Below are 18,870 nucleotides of genomic sequence, written 5' to 3' on the forward strand. Positions count from 1 at the left end.
CCTATTGATCGCGTCCGGCAAACCGGCGCACCAACGCCATGCGGTCGAGCTTGCCGATGCCGCGTCGCGGCAGCGCGTCGACGATATGCAGTTCGCGGGGTGCGGCGGTGGCATCCAGGCTGGCCGACACATGCGCCCGCAGTGCGTCCAGCGTCGGCGCCGCGCACCCGTCGCTGATCACAATCGCGGCCACCACCCGCTGGCCGAGCCGGTCGTCGGCAAGCCCGAAAACCGCGCAATCGCGGATCGCGGGATGCGTAGCCAGGGCGGCCTCGACAGGCTGGGGCAGCACGGTCAAGCCACCCGTGCTGATCGCGTCGTCGGCGCGGCCCAGCACGGTCAGCGCACCCGAATCATCCACGGCGCCAAGGTCGTTGGTGAGAAACCAGCCCGGTTCGGCGAACGGATCGGGATCGACGGGGTTGCGATAGCCCTTGGCCAGCGTCGCGCCGCCCAGCACGATGCGGCCATCGGCCGCCACCCGCAGCCGAACCCCGTCCAGCGCCACCCCGTCGTAAACGCAGCCTCCCGCCGTTTCACTCATCCCGTACGTACGAACCACCGTGATACCCGCGGCCGCGGCAGCATCCAGAACCCGCCGGGAAGCCGGTCCGCCACCGATTAGCACCGCGTCCAACACGGCCAGCGCGTCCGTCGCAGCCGGGTCGGTGAGCGCCTTGGCCAACTGGGCCGCGACCAGCGACGTGTAACGCCTACCAGGACCCAATCTTCTTACAGCGCTGGGTAACTCGGTGACGTCGAACCCGTTGGACACATTCAGTTCGACCGGCGCGGTGCCGGCGAGCACGCTGCGCACCAGCACCTGCAGACCGGCGATGTGAAACGGCGGCACGGCCAGCAGCCAGCGGCCCGGCCCGCCGAGACGGTCGTGGGTGGCCGACGCGCTCGCGGTCAACGCGGCAGCCGTCAGCAACGCGCCCTTGGGAGCACCGGTGGTGCCGGACGTCGTCACCACCAGGGCGACATCGTCATCGATCTCTTCGCCCACCCGTAAGGCGCGCAGCGCTGCGTCAGGTTGGGGCGGCGCCGCGACCAGTGCGGGATCACGGCCGTCGAGGACCCGCTCTAGGGCCGGCAGCAGCAGCGGTACGGCCGAACCCGGAGGGACGCTGAGCGCACGCAGGACGGCTATGTGTAGTCCTCGCTATCGCGCGCGTTATCGAGGGGCCAGCCCTTGGCGGCTAACCGGGCGCGCACTCGCTCGATATCTTCCGGCGACGGCAATTCGTCGGTGATGTGAGTGATCGCCACACCGATATCGATCTGGTCGAACTCGCCGCGTTGCATCAGCTCGGTGGCGACGGCTTTGACCTCATCGGTCGTCAACCGGCGCGCCAGTAGGGCAAGCACCGCAAAGGAATCCGTAGGCGGAATGCCTTCCGGATATCCCGCGCGCAGCCACGACACGATCGAAGCGAGAAAATGGTTCACGCTGGTACAACTTCCCCTCGAAGCCCTCGGCAAACCTTTATGTCACGAGGACGACGTTACTTTGGTTTCGCTCCGAGGAAGGCCCAACCGGTGTGATGCGCAATGAAGTCGCGGGCGATGTACAGCACCCCGACGATGATCACCGCAAGAACCAGCGCGTAGATCGCCCAGGCGATCGCAACCAGCACTGGGTTGCGGTGCGGTCCGGCGCCGTCGGTGCTGATATCACCGGCGCCGTCGGCTTGCAGTCGGACCCCGATCGCGAACAGCCCCGGCAGTGCGGCACCGGCCAGCAGGCTGAACAGCAGGATTTTCAGGGTGGCCTCGTAGTTGAACCAGTCGCTCATGAAGGGTTCCCCGCGGTAACCGTGTCGTCGTCGGAGCCGAACTGCGGCGTTCGGCCCCCGAACTTAGGGCCCGGGGTCGAGGGTGGCTTGTAATCCTCTGAACCTTCGAGCCCGGCCGTCAGGTTGCCTTCCCAGTCGGCGTTGACGTTGTTGTGGTCGACCTTGACCCGGCGCGACCGGATGTAGATGGCGGCAGAGACCGCGACCAACAGCGAGAAGCCGATGATTGCGCCCGGATAGCCGCCGATGATGTGGACGATCCAATAAGTGATCGCCCCGACGAGCCCGGCCAACGGAAGCGTGACCAGCCAGGCGGTCGCCATCCGGCCGGCCACGCCCCAGCGCACCTCGCCGCCGGGCTTGCCCAGCCCGCTGCCCAGCACCGAGCCGGTGCAGACCTGCGTCGTCGACAACGCGTAACCGAAGTGGGCGGATAGCAGAATGACCGCGGCAGAGGATGATTCGGCGGACATGCCCTGCGGCGGATGAATCTCCACCAATCCCTTGCCAAGGGTGCGGATGATCCGCCAGCCGCCCAGGTAGGTGCCCAGCGCCATCGCTATCGCGCAACTCACGATGACCCACAGTGGCGGCATTGAAGCGGTCCTGCTGACTGCGCCGTACGACATCAGCGCCAGAAAGATGACTCCCATCGTCTTTTGAGCGTCGTTGGTCCCGTGCGCCAGCGACACCAGCGACGCCGAGCCGATCTGGCCCCGTCGGAACCCGGTCGCGGTGCGCGGCTCCGGGACACCGCGGGTAATCCAGTAGACCAGCCAGGTGGCCGTCGCCCCGACCACCACGGCCAGGAAAGCGGCGATGATGGCCGGGATGATCACCTTGGACACCACGCCGTGCCAGATCACGCCCCGCGCGCCGACGGCGGCGATCGTGGCGCCGACGATGCCGCCAATCAGCGCGTGCGAGGAACTCGAAGGGATACCCAGGAGCCAGGTGAGCAGGTTCCAGACGATGCCCCCGACCAGACCGGCGAAGACCAGTTCCAGGGTTACCAGGTTGGCGTCGATCAGACCCTTGGCAATGGTTGCCGCAACGGCTGTGGACAAGAACGCGCCGACCAGGTTCAGGACCGCCGAGAGCGCCACGGCTGCCTTGGGCGCGAGCGCACCGCTGGCGATGGAGGTCGCCATGGCATTGCCCGTGTCGTGGAACCCGTTGGTGAAGTCGAATGCCAATGCCGTGATCACGACAATGACCAAGAGGAACAAGTCTATGCTCACAGGCCCTGATTCTGGTGGTAGGGGTATTCCGTTGTCGAACAAAGAGGTAGACGAAATGCAGGTGTATCGCGACTCGTCGCCAGATGTTACCTAGCCGTTCATCTTGGGTTCGCTAGCGTTCACTGTCGGGTGTCTACCCGCAGCGGGTGCCCCTTGGGAACCTCGATAAAAATCAGCGTGACGCCGTCCGGATCGATCACGTGCATCTCGTGCAGTCCCCACGGTTCGCGGCGCGCCTCGCGAGCGATCGCTACCCCGCGGCGCTGCAGTTCCGCCTGGGTCGCCTCCAGGTCGCGCACCTGCAGCCACAGCGCGCCGGGAAAGGGTCCCCGGGAGTGGTCCGGCTTGCCGTATCCGGCCAGTTCGAGTAGCGACTGGCCGGCGAAAAATACTGTGCCAGCACCATATTCACGGGCAATTGCCAGCCCGATCTGGTCGCGGTAGAAACTCAGCGATTGTTCATAGTTCGCCGGCCGAAGCAGCATCCGGCTGGCCAGAATCTCCATGTCCTCGTGTCTATCACGTCGGACTGCAGCGACCACGAAGAGTCGGCGCACCTATCCGGCCTGCTTGCCACGCCGCCCCAGCAGCGCGTCGACCCACCGCGGACCCACGGTGTTCATCGCCTTGGCCGCAAGCGCGATCCGCGGCGCGATCCGCACCGGCCGGGTACGCGCGGCGGTGATCATCCACTCCGCGGCTTCTTGTGGCGTCAGCGCGGGCAGGCCTTCGTAGGCCTTCGTCGGCGCGATCATGGGAGTCGCCACCAGCGGGTAGTACAGGGTCGTGGAATGCACGCCCTTTCGGCCCCACTCGGTTTCGACGATCCGGCTCACCGAGCACAGCGCGGCCTTTGATGCGTTGTAGACGGAGAACAGCGGCGAAGATTCCGACAGCACGCCCCAGGTCGCGACGTTGATGATGTGGCCGTCGGCGCGCTCGAGCATTCCTGGCGCAAATCCGCGGATCAGCCGCAGCGGGGCGTAGTAGTTGAGCACCATGGTCCGCTCGACGTCGTGCCAGCGTTCCAGCGACTCGGCCAGCGGCCGCCGGATCGAGCGGGCGGCGTTGTTGATCAGGATGTCGACTCCGCCGATGCGCTTTTCGACGTCGGCGACGAGCGCGTCGACAGCGTCCATGTCGGAGAGGTCGCAGGGAACCGACATCGCCGTGCCGCCTGAAGTGGTGATCCGGTCGGCCACCTCGTCCAGCAGATCCTGTCGACGAGCAACCACGACCACGGTGGCACCACGTTGCGCGAACTTCTCGGCCGCGGCTTCGCCGATGCCCGACGATGCGCCGGTGAGCAGGACGCGCTTGCCGGCGAGTTCAACCGGTTTGATCGCGGGGCGATTGATCAGCAGTTGCGGCGAAGCCGGGGGCCGCATGCTGGCCAGCGTGATCTGATCGGCCAACCGGCGCAGCGGACTCCTGCTCACGTGGGGAGTCTAAGCGCGGCGCTCTCGCCGAGCGTCACGCTGGCGTGACGCTCGGCGGTTTTAGAAGTACCTCGGGAACGGCCTGAAGTCCGGTGCCCGCTTCTGCAGAAACGCGTCACGACCCTCGACGGCCTCGTCGGTCATGTAGGCCAGCCGGGTGGCCTCACCCGCGAACAGCTGCTGACCCACCAGGCCGTCGTCGAGCAGATTGAACGCGAATTTCAGCATCCGTTGCGCCTGAGGCGATTTGGCGTTGATCTCCGTCGCCCATTGCTGGCCCACCATTTCCAGCTCGGCGTGCTCGACGACCTCGTTGACCGCGCCCATGCGGTGCATCTGCTCGGCGGTATAGGGGCGGCCCAGGAAGAAGATCTCACGGGCGAACTTCTGGCCCACCTGACGAGCCAGATACGCGCTGCCGTAGCCACCGTCGAAGCTGCCGACGTCGGCGTCGGTCTGTTTGAAGCGGGCGTGCTCGCGGCTGGCCAGCGTGAGGTCGCACACCACGTGCAGGCTGTGCCCGCCGCCCGCGGCCCACCCGTTGACCAGGCAGATCACCACCTTGGGCATGAACCGGATCAGCCGCTGTACCTCGAGAATGTGCAGCCGACCGGCGCGCGCGACGTCTACGGTGTCGGCGGTCTCGCCGGAGGCGTATTGGTATCCGCTGCGCCCGCGGATGCGTTGGTCACCGCCGGAGCAGAATGCCCAGCCGCCGTCCTTCGGCGACGGCCCGTTGCCGGTCAATAGCACCACGCCTACATCGGGGGACATCCGGGCATGGTCGAGCACTCGGTACAGTTCGTCGACGGTGTGTGGCCGAAACGCGTTGCGCACCTCGGGGCGGTCGAATGCCACCCGCACGGTGGCGTCGGTGACGTGCCGGTGGTACGTGATGTCGGTCAGATCGTCGAACCCGTCGACGAGTCGCCATTTTGTCGCGTCAAATGGGTTGTCGCTCAAGGCTCTTGAACTCCGTCCTGGTTGATGGTGAGGTTGCCGCAGCTGATCGTCTGCGCGGAGGTCACCGCCGGGTCCTGCGCGGACGTCGCGGTCAGGGTGTCGGAGCGCCCGGTGGTGGCCCGGGTGCCGCTGAGGTCGATCTCGGTGCGGCGTACCGTCCATTGGCTCGTGCCCGCGGGGTCAGGCAAGGCCTGCAGGCCGACCAGGTGGCGACCGTCGCCGAGATCACTGCAACCGATCCCGGTGCCGTTGCCCGCCAGGTTTTCCAGGTCGAAGACATACGGCCGACCGTAGTGACCGTCGACGACCGTTTGCAGTCGGCAGTCGGCGAACACGTAAAGGCGTGCGCTGCGCCCGTCGCTGACGATGACCTGATGACCACCATTGGCTTGTGCGTCAATCGCTAAGGCGCGCAGTGGTATTGGGCTCGCCGATGTAATTTCGACGTCACTGTGGGCGCCGCTTGCGGTGCTGACGCCGACGACGCGCGCGATCGAGCCGTTGGCCGTCTGGAGCTTTCCGATCCATAACGCATCCGGTAGTCCGTCGCCATCGAGGTCACCAACTTGCCGTTGGACGCTGCCGGGCGGGGGAGGCGTGCCGCCCGGTGCGCAACCCGGTGCGGCCAACGCGTGCGGCGCAGCGAGCACAAGGCTCGCTGCCAACAACGGCACAACCATTGCGAGGCGCAGCATCACACCGGGTCGAATCGGAAGACGGCGCACCGTCCAGCCAATGCCTCGAATTCCTCGGGGCGACCGTCGTGGACCAGTCCGGCGCGCTTCATGAAGCCGACGCCGGTGGGCACTTCGGTGGGGTATGCGCGCAGCAGCGGCTTGGCATCCGCGGCGGAGAGTTCCACCATTCGAACGCGCTCCTTGGTGCGGCCGCGGGTCAGCGTGACTTCGCCTGCCGCTCTGACGTTTTGCACCCAATCCGCGCCCGGGAAGCCGCCGACGACGTAACGCTTGCCGTCCACCGTCATCGGTGTGATCGGCGTCGACCGCGGAGTACCGGACTTGCGGCCCGGGACCGTCAACACGACGGGGCTTTCACCGCCGAAGCTCATCCCGAGCCGCGACATCTGAATGAAAACCTTGTTCAGCGGCTTGAGCCACCATGGTGGTCTGATCCGTTCAGCCATGCTTGCCACAGTAGTCAGCGCGCCTATCCATGCCGAGCAGACGCAAAAGCCCCCATTTTCGTGCCGAAATGGGGGCTTTTGCGTCTGCTCGCGCAGCCTAACCGACCGCGCGCTCGGTGCCCGCCCAGAACTGGGCGCGCACCGCCTTCTTGTCCGGCTTGCCCAGCCCGGTCAACGGCAGCGACTCGACGACCACCACCCGCTTGGGCGACTGCACCGAACCCTTGCGCTCCTTGACCGCGGCCTGGATCTCGGCGGTCATGGTCGCGATCGAGGCCTCGTCGCGGGCAGCGTCGGCACGCAAGACCACCACCGCGGTGACGGCCTCGCCCCACTTGTCGTCCGGTGCCCCGACCACACACACCTGGGCGACCGCCACGTGCTCGGCGACGACATCTTCGACCTCGCGGGGGAACACGTTGAAGCCGCCGGTGACGATCATGTCCTTGACCCGGTCGACGATGTAGAGGAAGCCGTCCTCGTCCTCGCGGGCCATATCCCCAGTGTGCAGCCAGCCGTCCCGAAACGTCTCGGCCGTTGCTTCCGGCAGATTCCAGTAACCGCCGGCCAATAACGGTCCGCTGACGCAGATTTCGCCCGGCTCGCCCTGGGGCACCGGGTTGCCGTCCTCGCCCAGCAGCGCGACGCGGGCGAACAGCGTCGGACGCCCGCACGAGGTCAGCCGCTTCTCGTCGTGATCGCCCTTGGCCAGATAGGTGATCACCATCGGTGCCTCGGATTGCCCGTAGTACTGGGCGAAGATTGGGCCGAACCGCCGGATCGCCTCGGCTAGGCGCACCGGATTGATCGCCGAGGCTCCGTAGTAAACCGTCTCCAGCGACGACAGATCGCGCGTGTGCGAGTCGGGGTGGTCCAGCAACGCGTATAGCATCGACGGCACCAGCATGGTGGCCGTAATGCGTTGCTCTTCAATGATTCTCAACACTTCTGCAGGGTCGAACTTGGCCAGCACGATCATTTCCCCGCCCTTGATCACTGTGGGCGTGAAAAACGCCGCGCCCGCATGCGATAGCGGCGTACACATCAAAAACCGTGGGTGCTCGGGCCATTCCCATTCGGCAAGCTGGATCGACGTCATGGTGGAGATCGACTGCGCGGTACCCATCACGCCCTTCGGCTTTCCGGTGGTGCCGCCGGTGTAGGTCAGGCCGATGACCTGATCGGGCGGCAGGTCGGCCGCCACCAGCGGCTGCGGCTCGTACTTGGCGGCCTCGGCCGCCAGGTCCACGGCCACATGCCGCAATGCCTCGGGTACCGGACCGATGGTGAGGATCTGCGTAAGCGACTCCACCTTCTCCAGCAGCCCCAGCGCGCGCTCGACGAACATCGGATTGGGGTCGATGATCAGCGAGCTGATCCCGGCGTCGTTTAGCACGTAAGCGTGGTCGTCCAGCGAACCGAGCGGGTGCAGCGCGGCGCGCCGGTACCCGCGGGCCTGGCCGGCGCCGATGATCATCAGCACCTCGGGCCGGTTGAGCGACAGCAGGCCGACCGCGACGCCGGTGCCCGCGCCCAGTGCCTCGAACGCCTGGATGTACTGGCTGATCCGGTCGGCCAGCTGACCACCGGTCAGTGTTGAATCGGCTTGGGTGGTGTCGCCGAGGAACAACACCGGCTTGTTCTTATGCCGCTTGAGCGCGCCCACCAGCAGATGGCCGTTATGAGTCGGATTGCGCAACAGTTCGTCACCCATGTGGGCAAGACTAGAACGTGTTCCAATTTGGGTCGGCTGCGGCCTCGGCTTGCCGAGTGTCCCGCCGCAGAGCGTGACGGTCGCTTGGCCGCGTCCAGTGCAGCCAATACATAGGCGAAGCCTGCCATGCGTCCGGGAATCTACCGACCCCGAAACGGTTGCGGCCGTTCGGCATCACCATGATGGTGTAACGGTTTACATTGGCTTGGCAACACCATCCGCGGCCCCGAAAGGCCAGCCGCACGCACGGATTGAAAGGGGACGGGGAACGGGGCCCAGAAACATGGACACCGCACCCCTGACTGCCCATGGCTGACGCTGACCTCGTCATTACCGGAAGCCTGCTCACCGTCGACGACGCCCGGCCGACGGCCGAAGCGCTTGCGGTCGCCGACGGCCGGATCGTCGCGATAGGCAGTAGAGCCGACGTAGGCGGGTTCATCGGTGCGAACACCCGAACCATCGATGTCGGCGACGGCTGCGTCATGCCGGGATTCGTTGAGGCACATGGTCATCCGCTGATGGAGGCCGTCGCGCTGTCGGACCGGATTGTCGATATCCGCCCGGTTACCGTCCGCGACGCGGGCCAGGTCGTCGACGTGATCCGTCGCGAGGCCGCACAAAGGGGGTCGGCCGGCGCCTACCTCATCGGTTGGGACGCCCTGCTGCAGTCCGGTCTTCCGGAGCCGACGCTGGCCTGGCTCGACGAGATCGCGCCGGACGCGCCGCTGGTGATCATTCACAACTCCGGGCACAAGGCCTACTTCAACACCCACGCCGCGCGGCTCAACGGGCTGACCCGGGATACTCCGGATCCCAAGGGCGCCAGCTACGGCCGTGACGCGAACGGGGAACTCGACGGCACTGCCGAGGAAATAGGCGCGGTGTTCCCGCTGCTGGCCGGTGCGATCCAGCCCAGCGACTATCCGGACATGCTGCGTGCCGAATGCGCTCGGCTCAACCGGGCGGGTCTGACCACCTGCTCGGAGATGGCGTTTGATCCGGCATTTCGGCCGATGGTGGAGCAGCTGCGCGGCGAGCTGACAGTCCGGCTGCGCACCTACGAGGTCTCCAATCCACGAATGTCCACCGACGCAACACCGGGCGACGGCGACGACATGCTGCGCCAGGTCGGCATCAAGATCTGGGTCGACGGCTCGCCGTGGATCGGCAATATCGCGCTGTCGTTTCCGTACCTGGACACCGCCGCCACCCGCGCCGCCGGTATCGCGCCGGGATCCTGCGGATGCGCCAACTACACCCGCGAACAGCTCACCGAAATCGTCGGCGCCTACTTCCCGCATGCCTGGCAGATCGCCTGTCACGTGCAAGGCGACGCCGGCGTCGACACCATCCTGGACGTCTATGAGCAGGCGCTGCGCCAGCATCCACGCGACGATCACCGACTGCGACTCGAACACGTTGGCGCCATCCGGCCCGACCAACTTCGGCGAGCCGTCGAGCTGGGCGTCACCTGCAGCCTGTTCGTCGATCAGATTCACTACTGGGGCGACGTCATCGTCGACGGTCTGTTCGGCGAAGAGCGCGGGTCGCGGTGGATGCCGGCCGGGTCCGCGGTGGCCGCCGGTATGCGCATTTCGCTGCACAACGATCCGCCGGTCACACCCGAGGAACCGCTGCGCAACATCAGCGTGGCCGCAACCCGGATTGCGCCGAGCGGCCGCGTGCTGGCTCCCGAAGAGCGATTGACGGTCGAGCAGGCGATCCGCGCCCAGACCATCGATGCGGCGTGGCAGCTGTTCGCGGACGACGTGATCGGCTCGCTGGAGGTCGGCAAGTACGCGGACATGGTGGTGCTGTCCGCCGATCCGCGGACGGTGCCGCTGCAAGAGATCGCCGATCTCGACGTGCGCGCGACGTTTCTGGCGGGCCGCCAGGTCTACCGGCGATGACACCGACGCTGCCCGAACTGCTGGAGCGCCTGCATGTCGTGGCGCTGCCGATGCGGGTGCGGTTTCGCGGCATCACCACCCGCGAAGTGGCATTGATCGACGGCCCAGCCGGTTGGGGCGAGTTCGGAGCGTTCGTGGAATACGGCCCCCACGAGGCCGCGCACTGGCTCGCCTCCGGCATTGAGGCCGCTTACGGGCGGCCGCCGCCGGTGTGGCGCGACCATGTCGCGATCAACGCCACCGTGCCCGCCGTCGCCGCCGCGCAGGTAGCCGAGGTGCTGGCCCGGTTTCCTGGAGCGCGCACCGCCAAGGTGAAGGTTGCCGAGCCGGGGCAGAGCCTGGCCGACGACGTCGATCGCGTCAACGCGGTACGCGAACTGGTCGAAACCGTGCGGGTCGACGCCAACGGCGGCTGGAGTGTCGAACATGCGGTGCAGGCAGCCGCCGCCCTGACCGCCGACGGCAACCTGGAGTACCTCGAACAACCCTGCGCCACCGTCGACGAGCTAGCCGAACTTCGTCGGCGGGTCGACGTCCCGATCGCCGCCGATGAAAGCATCCGCAAGGCCGACGACCCCCTGGCCGTGGTGCGCGCCGGAGCCGCCGACATCGCGGTGCTGAAAGTGGCTCCGATGGGTGGGGTTTCGGCGCTTATCGACATCGCGGCGCAGATCGACATCCCGGTCGTGGTATCCAGCGCGCTCGACTCAGCCGTCGGCATCGCCGCCGGGCTGACCGCCGCCGCAGCCTTACCCGAACTCCGCCACGCCTGCGGGCTGGGCACCGGGGGGTTGTTCGTCGAAGACGTCGTCGCGGCCTGCGAGGTCACCGTGCCCGTCGATGGCAAGCTGACGGTCGGCCCGGTGACGCCCGACCCCGGGCGGCTGGCCGCGCTGGCCGCGCCGCAGGACCGCCGACAGTGGTGGATTGATCGGGTCAAGGCGTGTTATCCGCTGCTGTAGCGTCTCTCGCGTGATCAACCTGGCTTACGAAGACCGTGGCAGCGGAGAACCCGTTGTCTTCATCGCCGGCCATGGCGGCCCCGGACGCACCTGGCACCCCCATCAACTGCCGGCCTTTCTCGCCGCCGGGTATCGCGTTATCACCTTCGACAATCGCGGGATCGGCGCCACCGAAAACGCCGAAGGATTTACCACCCAAACCATGGTCGCCGACACCGCGGAGCTAATCGAGTCGCTGGACATCGCGCCGGCGCGCATCGTCGGCGTGTCGATGGGCTCGTTCATCGCCCAAGAACTCATGGTGGTGCGGCCGGAGTTGGTCCACTCGGCTGTGCTGATGGCCACCCGCGGCCGGCTGGACCGCAGCCGCGAGTTCTTCCGCACGGCCGAGTACGAGCTTTGTAACGCCGGCGTCACACTCCCGCCGGCGTACGACGCGAAAATCCGTATGCTGGAAAGCTTTTCACCCAAGACCCTCAACGATGACAACGCGGCCAGTGACTGGATCGCGATGTTCACCATGTGGCCGACCAAATACACCCCGGGCTTCTATGCCCAACTGGAGGTCTCGCCGACGACGAACCGGCTGCCCGCGTACCGCAACATCGCCGCACCGGTGCTGGTGATCGGTTTTGCCGACGACGTGGTGACTCCGCCCTACCTAGGACGCGAAGTCGCCGATGCCCTGCCCAACGGCCGGTATCTGCAGATACCCGATGCCGGTCATCTCGGTTTCTTCGAGCGGCCGGAGCCGGTCAACGCCGCGATGTTGAAGTTCTTTGCGGGTGTGAGCGGCTAACGGCCCAACGCGCCGCCACCTCATCAAAGCTGCTCAGCGGCGTGGCGCAAACTTGCGCCGGCGGGATTGGCCGCGGTGGCTATGACACCCTGTACTGATGAACCCCTCGACGACACAGGCGCGCGTCGTCGTCGACGAGCTGATCCGTGGCGGCGTCCGCGACGTGGTGTTGTGCCCGGGCTCGCGCAACGCTCCGCTGGCCTTTGCGTTACAGGACGCCGACCGGTCCGGCCGAATCCGGTTGCATGTTCGCATTGACGAACGCACCGCCGGCTACCTCGCCATCGGGCTGGCCATCGCGGCCGGCGCCCCGGTGTGTGTCGCCATGACCTCTGGCACCGCCGTGGCCAATCTCGGTCCAGCGGTGGTGGAAGCCAACTACGCTCGCGTGCCGCTGATCGTGCTATCGGCCAACCGGCCCTACGAATTGCTGGGCACCGGGGCCAACCAGACCATGGAGCAGCTGGGCTACTTTGGCACCCAAGTGCGCGCCACCATCAGCCTGGGATTGGCCGAGGACGCGCCCGAACGAATGGCCGCCCTCAACGCGACGTGGCGGTCGGCCACCTGCCGGGTGTTGGTGGCTGCCACCGGTGCTCGGACCGCCAACGCGGGCCCGGTGCATTTCGACATCCCGCTGCGGGAACCGCTGGTGCCAGACCCGGAACCGCACGGTGCCGTCACACCGCCAGGCCGGCCCGACGGCAAGCCGTGGACCTACACACCGCCGGTCACCTTCGACCAGCCGCTGGAGGTCGACCTGTCGGCGGACACCGTCGTCGTCGCCGGTCACGGCGCGGGCGTGCATCCCAACCTGACGGAGTTGCCGACCGTAGCCGAGCCGACGGCGCCGGGGCCAGCCAACCCACTCCATCCGCTGGCGCTGCCGCTGCTGCACCCCCAGCAGGTGATCATGCTGGGCCGCCCAACACTGCACCGCCCGGTGTCGGCGCTGCTGGCCGACCCCAAGGTGCCGGTGTACGCGCTAACCACCGGGCCGCGCTGGCCGGATGTCTCGGGCAACTCGCAGGCCACCGGCACCCGGGCGGTCACCACCGGGTCGCCCAACCCGGCCTGGCTGCACCGCTGTGCGGACCTTGACCGGCACGCGAACCAGGCAGTGCGCGGTCAACTTAGGGCGCACCCGCTTACCACAGGACTGCACGTCGCCGCCGCCGTGGCGGATGCGCTCAGGCCCGGTGACCAGCTGGTACTGGGGGCGTCCAACCCGGTGCGCGACGCGGCGCTGGTGGGCCTGGACACCCACGACATCCACGTGCGGTCCAATCGGGGCGTCGCCGGCATCGATGGCACTGTGTCCACCGCCATCGGGGCGGCACTGGCTTACGAGAGGGCCCGTACCGGCCGGACGATCGCGCTGATCGGCGACCTGACGTTCGTCCACGACAGCTCCGGGCTGTTAATCGGTCCCACCGAACCGACGCCGCGAAAGCTGACGATCGTGGTGTCGAACGACAACGGCGGTGGCATCTTCGAACTGCTCGAGCAGGGCGACCCGCGGTTCGCGGACGTGTCATCGCGGATCTTCGGTACCCCCCATGACGTCGACGTGGGAGCGCTGTGTCGGGCTTACCACGTGGAGAGCCGGCAGATCGAGGTCGACGAGTTGCGGTCGGCGCTCGACGAGGCCGGCCCCGGCATGCGCGTGTTGGAGGTCAAGGCGGACCGGTCCTCGCTGCGGCAGCTGCACGCCGCGATCAAGGCGGCCCTGTGAGGATCGCGTGATTTCGCCAAAATTGATGCTGCGCATTCTCGTTCACGGCACCAGCGAAGAACTGCCGGACACCCGCGCGCGGATTGTGGTGCGGTGGGCGCGAATTGCCATCCTGATCATTGCGGTTCTGGTCACGCTGCAGTCGGTGCTGTTGGTGGCCGGGGCCTGGCGCAACGATCTGGCCATCGACCGCAACATGGGCGTCGCGCGGGCCGAGGTGCTCAGCGCCGGGCCGCGGCGCTCAACCATCGAGTTCGTGACGCCGGAGCGCGTCACTTATCGGCCCGAACTCGGTGTGCTGTATCCGTCCGAGCTGGCCACCGGTATGCGGATTTACGTCGAATACAACAAGAACGATCCCAACCTGGTCCGGGTGCAGCACCGTAACGCCGCACTGGCGATCATCCCGGCGGGGTCTATCGCGGTGGTGGCCTGGCTGGCCGCAATCGTTGCGCTGGTCTTCCTGGCACTCCTGGACAAGCGCCTGAATCGGTAGATTTCGCGTCCCGTATTCCCGTCGGCAACCTTTCCGACAGCCGTCGCTGACACGGTGGTGGCGTGCGCGTTGCGATCGTCGCCGAGTCGTTCCTCCCGAACGTCAACGGTGTCAGCAACTCGGTGATTCGGGTGCTCGAGCACCTGCGTCGGACCGGTCACGAAGCCCTCGTCATCGCCCCGGATGCACCCCCGGGTGAACCCGGTGCCGACCGCCTGCACGACGGCGTCCGGGTACACCGGGCGCCGTCGCGAATGTTCCCCAAGGTGACCACGCTGCCGCTGGGGGTACCCACCCCCCGAATTCTGCGTGTGCTGCGCGGTTTCGATCCCGACGTGGTGCATTTGGCGTCGCCGGCACTGCTCGGCTACGGCGGGCTGCGGGCTGCGCGCCGTCTCGGAGCGCCCACGGTCGCGGTATTCCAAACCGACGTACCGGGTTTCGCGGCGAGCTACGGAATCCCGATGACCGCGCGGGCCGCGTGGGCATGGTTCCGGCACCTGCACGGTCTCGCTGACCGCACCCTAGCGCCTTCCACGGCAACGATGGAAGTCCTTGCTGCCCAAGGCATCCCGCGGCTCCATCGGTGGGCGCGCGGGGTGGATCTGCTCCGGTTTGCACCGTCGGCGCGAGATGAGGCGTTGCGGCGCCACTGGTCGCCGGACGGAAAGCCGATCGTTGGCTTCGTGGGCCGGCTCGCACCCGAGAAGCATGTCGATCGTCTCGCGGCTCTGGCGGCCGGCGGCGCGGTGCGGCTCGTGATCATCGGCGATGGAGTCGACCGACTCAAGCTGCAATCGGCAATGCCGACAGCGCTTTTCACTGGCGCGCTGTATGGCGACAAGCTCGCCGCGGCGTACGCCAGTATGGACGTATTCGTGCATCCCGGCGAGCATGAGACGTTCTGTCAGGTCGTACAGGAGGCGCTGGCGTCGGGGCTGCCGGTGATTGCCCCCGACGCCGGCGGTCCGCGAGATTTGATCACTCCGCGACGCACCGGGCTGCTGCTACCCGTCGACGAATTCGAGGCCCGGCTCCCCGCAGCCGTAGCTCACCTGATCCGCGAACGCGACCGCTACGCGCCCGAAGCTCGGCGCAGTGTGCTCGGCCGTAGCTGGTCGGTGATCTGTGACGAGCTGGTCGGCCACTACGAGGCGGTGCAGGGGATGCGACGGGTTCAGGCTGCCTAGAGCTCAACGAGCGTGAGGTAGCCTCGCCCCGTGAGCCGCGCGGCGCTGGACAAGAACCCCCGAGACGTGGCGTCGATGTTCGACGGCGTCGCGCGCCGCTATGACCTCACCAACACCGTCCTGTCGTTCGGGCAGGACCGGCACTGGCGGCGGGCCACCCGCTCGGCATTGCGCCTCAAGCCCGGCCAGAAGGTGCTGGACCTGGCCGCGGGTACCGCGGTGTCAACGGTGGAGCTGACCAAGTCCGGGGCGTGGTGTGTGGCGGCCGATTTCTCGGTCGGGATGCTGGCGGCCGGCGGTGCGCGGAAGGTGCCGAAGGTGGCCGGTGACGCCACCCGGCTGCCGTTCGACGACTGCGCATTCGATGCGGTCACAATTAGTTTCGGCCTGCGCAACGTCGTCGACCAGCAGGCCGCATTGCGCGAGATGGCCCGCGTCACTCGGCCCGGCGGCCGCTTGGTGGTCTGTGAGTTCTCCACACCGACCAGCAAGTTGTTCGCCACCGTCTACAAGGAATACCTGATGCGGGCATTGCCCCGATTGGCCCGAGCGGTGTCGAGCAACCCTGAGGCCTACGTCTACCTCGCGGAGTCGATCAGGGCTTGGCCCGGCCAGGCCACGCTGGCGCATCAGATCTCCCAAGCGGGGTGGGCGGCGGTGCGGTGGCGAAACCTGACCGGCGGCATCGTTGCCTTGCACGCCGCATACAAACCGCTCAACCGAGTGAGGTGAGAACTTAGCGGGTTCCCGCCCGCTGCAGCACGCCTATTTGCTCCGGGCAGTAGTGGTCGATCGCGGCGCCAAGGAACTGGAACGCTTGCCCGTCGGTGGTGCCTCGCGGCAGATTGTGCTGGATGAAATTGGCCGACTTGTACGCATCGCCGTCCACGCCCCGGCCCAGTCGCTGACAGCTGATCTTGGCCAGCCAGGCGTTGTAATCCTGCGGTCCATAGATGCCGAAGCCGTGGAGGGTGTTGTTGAAGGGGGCGTCGTAGTCGTCGGCCTGCGCGGGCGCGGCGAGCGTGATTGCCGCCGCTGCGGTACCGGCGATCGTAGCCAGCTTCTTGCCGTTCATTAGGTGGACTATACGCCTGGGCATGCCGCGACGTGTTGGACATGTTGCCCTGAAAAATCGGCCGGCTTTCATCGCTCAGCTGAACGGCGGTCGGGGATCGATCAGCCGTGACGCGCGCCCGGCGCTTCGCCACACCCGCGCTATCCAGTCGGCGTCGTCGTCGGTGACCAGGTTGGCCATCACCCGCACCGCGATATTCATCAACGTCGTCGATCGCATGGCAATGGGTCCGGTCGCGGGCAAGAATCGTGGAAAGGTCAGCAGCGACGCCAGCCTGCGCGCGACCGAGAATCCGCGGCTGTAGTGATCGCGCAACAGCGACGGCCACAGCCGCGACAGATCCCGTGCGTCCAGCAGCTCGGCGGCCAGCCTCCCGGTCTCCAGTCCGTAGTCGATGCCCTCGCCGTTGAGTGGGTTGACGCAAGCCGCGGCGTCGCCGATCAGCATCCAGTTCGGCCCGGACACCCCCGAAACCGCGCCCCCCATCGGCAACAACGCCGACGACACCGCCCGCGGGTCGCCGGTAAAGCCCCACTCCTCGCGGCGCAGGTCGGTGTAATACGAGATCAGTGGCCGCAGCGCCAGGTCGGCCGGTCGCTTGGTCGTCGATAGAGCCCCGACGCCGATATTCACCTCGCCGTTGCCCAGCGGGAAAATCCAACCGTAGCCGGGCAGCACCGCGCCGTCGGGGGAGCGCAGTTCCAGGTGCGACGTCAGCCAGGGGTCGTCGCTGCGGGTCGTGGTCAGGTAGCCGCGTGCGGCAACGCCGTACACCGTCTCCTGGTGCCATCGCCGGCCCAGTTTTCGGCCTAGCGGGGAGCGCGCGCCGTCGGCAACGATCAGCTGGCGGCAGCTCACCTGGGTGTGGTCGGCCAACGTCAGCGATACCACCCGCCTCGACGAGTCATGGTGAACGGCAACGGCTTTGGTCCCCAGCAGCATGCGTGCGCCGGAATCCTCGGCGACTTTGCGGATCCGGTCGTCGAGTTCGAGGCGGGCCACCGCGCTGCTGTAGGTCGGGAATGACCGGCCGGGCCACTCCACTTCCACTTCGCCGCCGAACCCGCTCATCCTTAAGCCCCGATGCCGGATGCGCCCGCCCAGCCACTCGCCGAGTCCCAGGCGCTCCATCTCGGCGACCGCGCGCGGTGTCAGCCCGTCTCCGCAGGCCTTGTCGCGCGGGAAGCTGGCGGAGTCGATGACCAGCACGTCTCGGCCGGCGCGGGCGGCCCAGGCTGCCGCCGCTGAGCCGGCCGGCCCGGCGCCTACGACTACCACGTCAGCTCTGGTCTGCACACTCACCAGTATGTTGGTCGGGTGAGGACTCCGGCGACGGTGGTGGCGGGCGTTGACTTCGGCGACGCCGTTTTCGCCGCGACTGTGCGTGACGGTGTCGCCCAGATTGAGCAGCTCATGGACGCCGAGTTGCGCAGCACCGACGAGGTGATGACCGATTCGCTGCTGCACCTTTTCAAGGCTGGCGGCAAACGGTTCCGCCCGCTGTTTACCGTGTTGTCCGCGCAGATCGGGCCCAAGCCGGACGCCGCGGAGGTGACCATCGCCGGCGCGGTCGTCGAGCTGATCCACCTGGCGACGCTGTACCACGACGACGTGATGGATGAGGCGCAGGTCCGCCGCGGTGCACCCAGCGCCAACGCGCGCTGGGGCAACAACGTGGCGATCCTGGCCGGCGACTACCTGTTGGCGACGGCGTCGCGGTTGGTGTCCCGGCTGGGGCCGACGGCGGTTCGGATTGTCGCCGACACGTTCGCTGAGCTCGTCACGGGCCAGATGCGCGAGACCCGCGGTGCCCCTGACGGCGCGGACACGATTGAGCAGTACCTCAAAGTGGTCCACGAGAAGACGGGCAGCCTGATCGCCGCGGCGGGCCGGTTCGGCGGGATGTTCGCCGGCGCCGACGACGGCCAGGTCGAACTGCTGAGTCGCCTCGGCAATCTCGTGGGCACCGCGTTTCAGATCGCCGACGACATCATCGACATCGACAGTGCGTCCGACAAGTCGGGCAAGCTGCCCGGCACGGACATCCGCGAAGGGGTGCACACGCTCCCGATGTTGTACGCATTGCGCGAAACCGGACCCGAAGCCGCGCGGCTGCGGGAACTGCTGGCCGGACCCGTCCACGACGACGCGGAGGTGCTCGAGGCGCTGACCCTGCTACGCGCGTCGCCGGGGATGGCCACGGCCAAAGACGTCTTGGCGCGATATGCGGCACAGGCCCGCCATGAGCTGGACTTGCTGCCGGACGTCCCGGGCCGGCGAGCTCTAGCCGCGCTAGTCGACTACACCGTCAGCCGGCACGGCTGATCGCGCTTAGTGGAACCCAGGGGGCCATGATGGGCGTTGGGTAGCTAGAAGCTGCAAGACCGGGTGTGCGTAGGA

Annotated in this window: 20 protein-coding genes; 8 read left to right on the forward strand and 12 right to left on the reverse strand. The window is 67.2% G+C overall.

Annotation, left to right across the window (positions count from 1 at the left end; translation table 11 throughout):
• Position 1: 1 nt before the first annotated feature.
• From menE to fadD8, 10 genes are all read right to left on the reverse strand, one after another.
• Positions 2-1,105: an o-succinylbenzoate--CoA ligase gene (menE, locus tag AADZ78_RS04245; protein ID WP_085251535.1), complete on the reverse strand. Its 1,104-nt coding sequence runs from the start codon at positions 1,103-1,105 to the stop codon at positions 2-4.
• Between the two features lie 44 nt (positions 1,106-1,149).
• On the reverse strand, positions 1,150-1,452 hold the full coding sequence (locus tag AADZ78_RS04250; RefSeq protein ID WP_085251536.1) for a DUF3349 domain-containing protein: 303 nt from the start codon (positions 1,450-1,452) through the stop codon (positions 1,150-1,152).
• A 56-nt stretch (positions 1,453-1,508) separates the two neighbouring features.
• On the reverse strand, positions 1,509-1,799 hold the full coding sequence (locus AADZ78_RS04255; protein WP_085251537.1) for a hypothetical protein: 291 nt from the start codon (positions 1,797-1,799) through the stop codon (positions 1,509-1,511).
• Complete coding sequence (locus AADZ78_RS04260; protein ID WP_085251538.1) at positions 1,796-3,040, reverse strand: inorganic phosphate transporter; 1,245 nt, start codon at positions 3,038-3,040, stop codon at positions 1,796-1,798. The genes AADZ78_RS04255 and AADZ78_RS04260 overlap by 4 nt, the downstream gene beginning before the upstream one ends.
• Before the next feature lie 119 nt (positions 3,041-3,159).
• The gene (locus AADZ78_RS04265; protein ID WP_085251539.1) at positions 3,160-3,546 is read right to left on the reverse strand and encodes a VOC family protein; all 387 of its coding nucleotides are present in this window, start codon (positions 3,544-3,546) and stop codon (positions 3,160-3,162) included.
• 51 nt (positions 3,547-3,597) lie between these two features.
• The gene (locus AADZ78_RS04270) at positions 3,598-4,479 is read right to left on the reverse strand and encodes an SDR family oxidoreductase (protein WP_085251540.1); all 882 of its coding nucleotides are present in this window, start codon (positions 4,477-4,479) and stop codon (positions 3,598-3,600) included.
• A gap of 60 nt (positions 4,480-4,539) precedes the next feature.
• Entirely contained in the window at positions 4,540-5,442 is a 903-nt protein-coding gene (locus AADZ78_RS04275; protein WP_085251541.1) for a 1,4-dihydroxy-2-naphthoyl-CoA synthase, read from the reverse strand.
• Entirely contained in the window at positions 5,439-6,137 is a 699-nt protein-coding gene (locus tag AADZ78_RS04280; protein ID WP_085251542.1) for a hypothetical protein, read from the reverse strand. The genes AADZ78_RS04275 and AADZ78_RS04280 overlap by 4 nt, the downstream gene beginning before the upstream one ends.
• Positions 6,137-6,586: a nitroreductase family deazaflavin-dependent oxidoreductase gene (locus tag AADZ78_RS04285; RefSeq protein ID WP_085251543.1), complete on the reverse strand. Its 450-nt coding sequence runs from the start codon at positions 6,584-6,586 to the stop codon at positions 6,137-6,139. Before AADZ78_RS04285 ends, AADZ78_RS04280 begins: the two co-directional genes overlap by 1 nt.
• A 97-nt stretch (positions 6,587-6,683) precedes the next feature.
• Positions 6,684-8,300 carry a fatty-acid--CoA ligase FadD8 gene (gene fadD8 / locus AADZ78_RS04290; RefSeq protein WP_085251544.1) on the reverse strand — a complete coding sequence of 539 codons (1,617 nt, stop codon included), beginning with the start codon at positions 8,298-8,300 and terminating at the stop codon, positions 6,684-6,686.
• 308 nt (positions 8,301-8,608) lie between these two features.
• On the opposite strand from fadD8, the gene AADZ78_RS04295 reads away from it, so the two are divergent.
• From AADZ78_RS04295 to AADZ78_RS04325, 7 genes are all read left to right on the forward strand, one after another.
• On the forward strand, positions 8,609-10,213 hold the full coding sequence (locus AADZ78_RS04295; RefSeq protein ID WP_085251545.1) for an amidohydrolase: 1,605 nt from the start codon (positions 8,609-8,611) through the stop codon (positions 10,211-10,213).
• On the forward strand, positions 10,210-11,175 hold the full coding sequence (locus AADZ78_RS04300; protein ID WP_085251546.1) for an o-succinylbenzoate synthase: 966 nt from the start codon (positions 10,210-10,212) through the stop codon (positions 11,173-11,175). The genes AADZ78_RS04295 and AADZ78_RS04300 overlap by 4 nt, the downstream gene beginning before the upstream one ends.
• A gap of 10 nt (positions 11,176-11,185) precedes the next feature.
• Complete coding sequence (locus tag AADZ78_RS04305; protein ID WP_085251547.1) at positions 11,186-11,974, forward strand: alpha/beta fold hydrolase; 789 nt, start codon at positions 11,186-11,188, stop codon at positions 11,972-11,974.
• Between the two features lie 97 nt (positions 11,975-12,071).
• Positions 12,072-13,709 (forward strand): 2-succinyl-5-enolpyruvyl-6-hydroxy-3-cyclohexene-1-carboxylic-acid synthase, encoded by a 1,638-nt coding sequence (menD, locus tag AADZ78_RS04310; protein WP_085251548.1) that lies wholly within the window; start codon positions 12,072-12,074, stop codon positions 13,707-13,709.
• Between the two features lie 7 nt (positions 13,710-13,716).
• Complete coding sequence (locus AADZ78_RS04315; protein ID WP_085251549.1) at positions 13,717-14,205, forward strand: DUF3592 domain-containing protein; 489 nt, start codon at positions 13,717-13,719, stop codon at positions 14,203-14,205.
• A 62-nt stretch (positions 14,206-14,267) separates the two neighbouring features.
• The gene (locus AADZ78_RS04320; protein ID WP_085251550.1) at positions 14,268-15,395 is read left to right on the forward strand and encodes a glycosyltransferase family 4 protein; all 1,128 of its coding nucleotides are present in this window, start codon (positions 14,268-14,270) and stop codon (positions 15,393-15,395) included.
• 30 nt (positions 15,396-15,425) lie between these two features.
• Entirely contained in the window at positions 15,426-16,127 is a 702-nt protein-coding gene (locus tag AADZ78_RS04325; protein WP_085251551.1) for a demethylmenaquinone methyltransferase, read from the forward strand.
• 4 nt (positions 16,128-16,131) lie between these two features.
• Here the strand turns inward: AADZ78_RS04325 and AADZ78_RS04330 are convergent, their stop codons facing one another.
• Together AADZ78_RS04330 and menJ are read right to left on the reverse strand one after the other, a co-directional pair.
• Complete coding sequence (locus AADZ78_RS04330; RefSeq protein WP_085251552.1) at positions 16,132-16,470, reverse strand: DUF732 domain-containing protein; 339 nt, start codon at positions 16,468-16,470, stop codon at positions 16,132-16,134.
• Between the two features lie 75 nt (positions 16,471-16,545).
• Complete coding sequence (gene menJ / locus AADZ78_RS04335; protein WP_085251553.1) at positions 16,546-17,772, reverse strand: menaquinone reductase; 1,227 nt, start codon at positions 17,770-17,772, stop codon at positions 16,546-16,548.
• Between the two features lie 15 nt (positions 17,773-17,787).
• Between menJ and grcC1 the strand changes: the two genes are divergently transcribed.
• On the forward strand, positions 17,788-18,795 hold the full coding sequence (grcC1, locus tag AADZ78_RS04340) for a nonaprenyl/(2E,6E)-farnesyl/geranylgeranyl diphosphat synthase (RefSeq protein ID WP_085251554.1): 1,008 nt from the start codon (positions 17,788-17,790) through the stop codon (positions 18,793-18,795).
• Positions 18,796-18,870: the final 75 nt, after the last annotated feature.

The organism is Mycobacterium riyadhense, from assembly GCF_963853645.1.
Taxonomy (GTDB): Bacteria; Actinomycetota; Actinomycetes; order Mycobacteriales; family Mycobacteriaceae; genus Mycobacterium; species Mycobacterium riyadhense.

Excerpts from the sequence above, each read along its gene's own strand:
- AADZ78_RS04255 (WP_085251537.1), bottom strand. The coding sequence starts at position 1,799 with ATGAGCGACTGGTTCAACTACGAGGCCACCCTGAAAATCCTGCTGTTC.
- AADZ78_RS04265 (WP_085251539.1), bottom strand. The coding sequence starts at position 3,546 with ATGGAGATTCTGGCCAGCCGGATGCTGCTTCGGCCGGCGAACTATGAA.
- AADZ78_RS04280 (WP_085251542.1), bottom strand. The coding sequence starts at position 6,137 with ATGCTGCGCCTCGCAATGGTTGTGCCGTTGTTGGCAGCGAGCCTTGTG.
- AADZ78_RS04285 (WP_085251543.1), bottom strand. The coding sequence starts at position 6,586 with ATGGCTGAACGGATCAGACCACCATGGTGGCTCAAGCCGCTGAACAAG.
- fadD8 (WP_085251544.1), bottom strand. The coding sequence starts at position 8,300 with ATGGGTGACGAACTGTTGCGCAATCCGACTCATAACGGCCATCTGCTG.
- AADZ78_RS04295 (WP_085251545.1), top strand. The coding sequence starts at position 8,609 with ATGGCTGACGCTGACCTCGTCATTACCGGAAGCCTGCTCACCGTCGAC.
- AADZ78_RS04300 (WP_085251546.1), top strand. The coding sequence starts at position 10,210 with ATGACACCGACGCTGCCCGAACTGCTGGAGCGCCTGCATGTCGTGGCG.
- menD (WP_085251548.1), top strand. The coding sequence starts at position 12,072 with ATGAACCCCTCGACGACACAGGCGCGCGTCGTCGTCGACGAGCTGATC.
- AADZ78_RS04330 (WP_085251552.1), bottom strand. The coding sequence starts at position 16,470 with ATGAACGGCAAGAAGCTGGCTACGATCGCCGGTACCGCAGCGGCGGCA.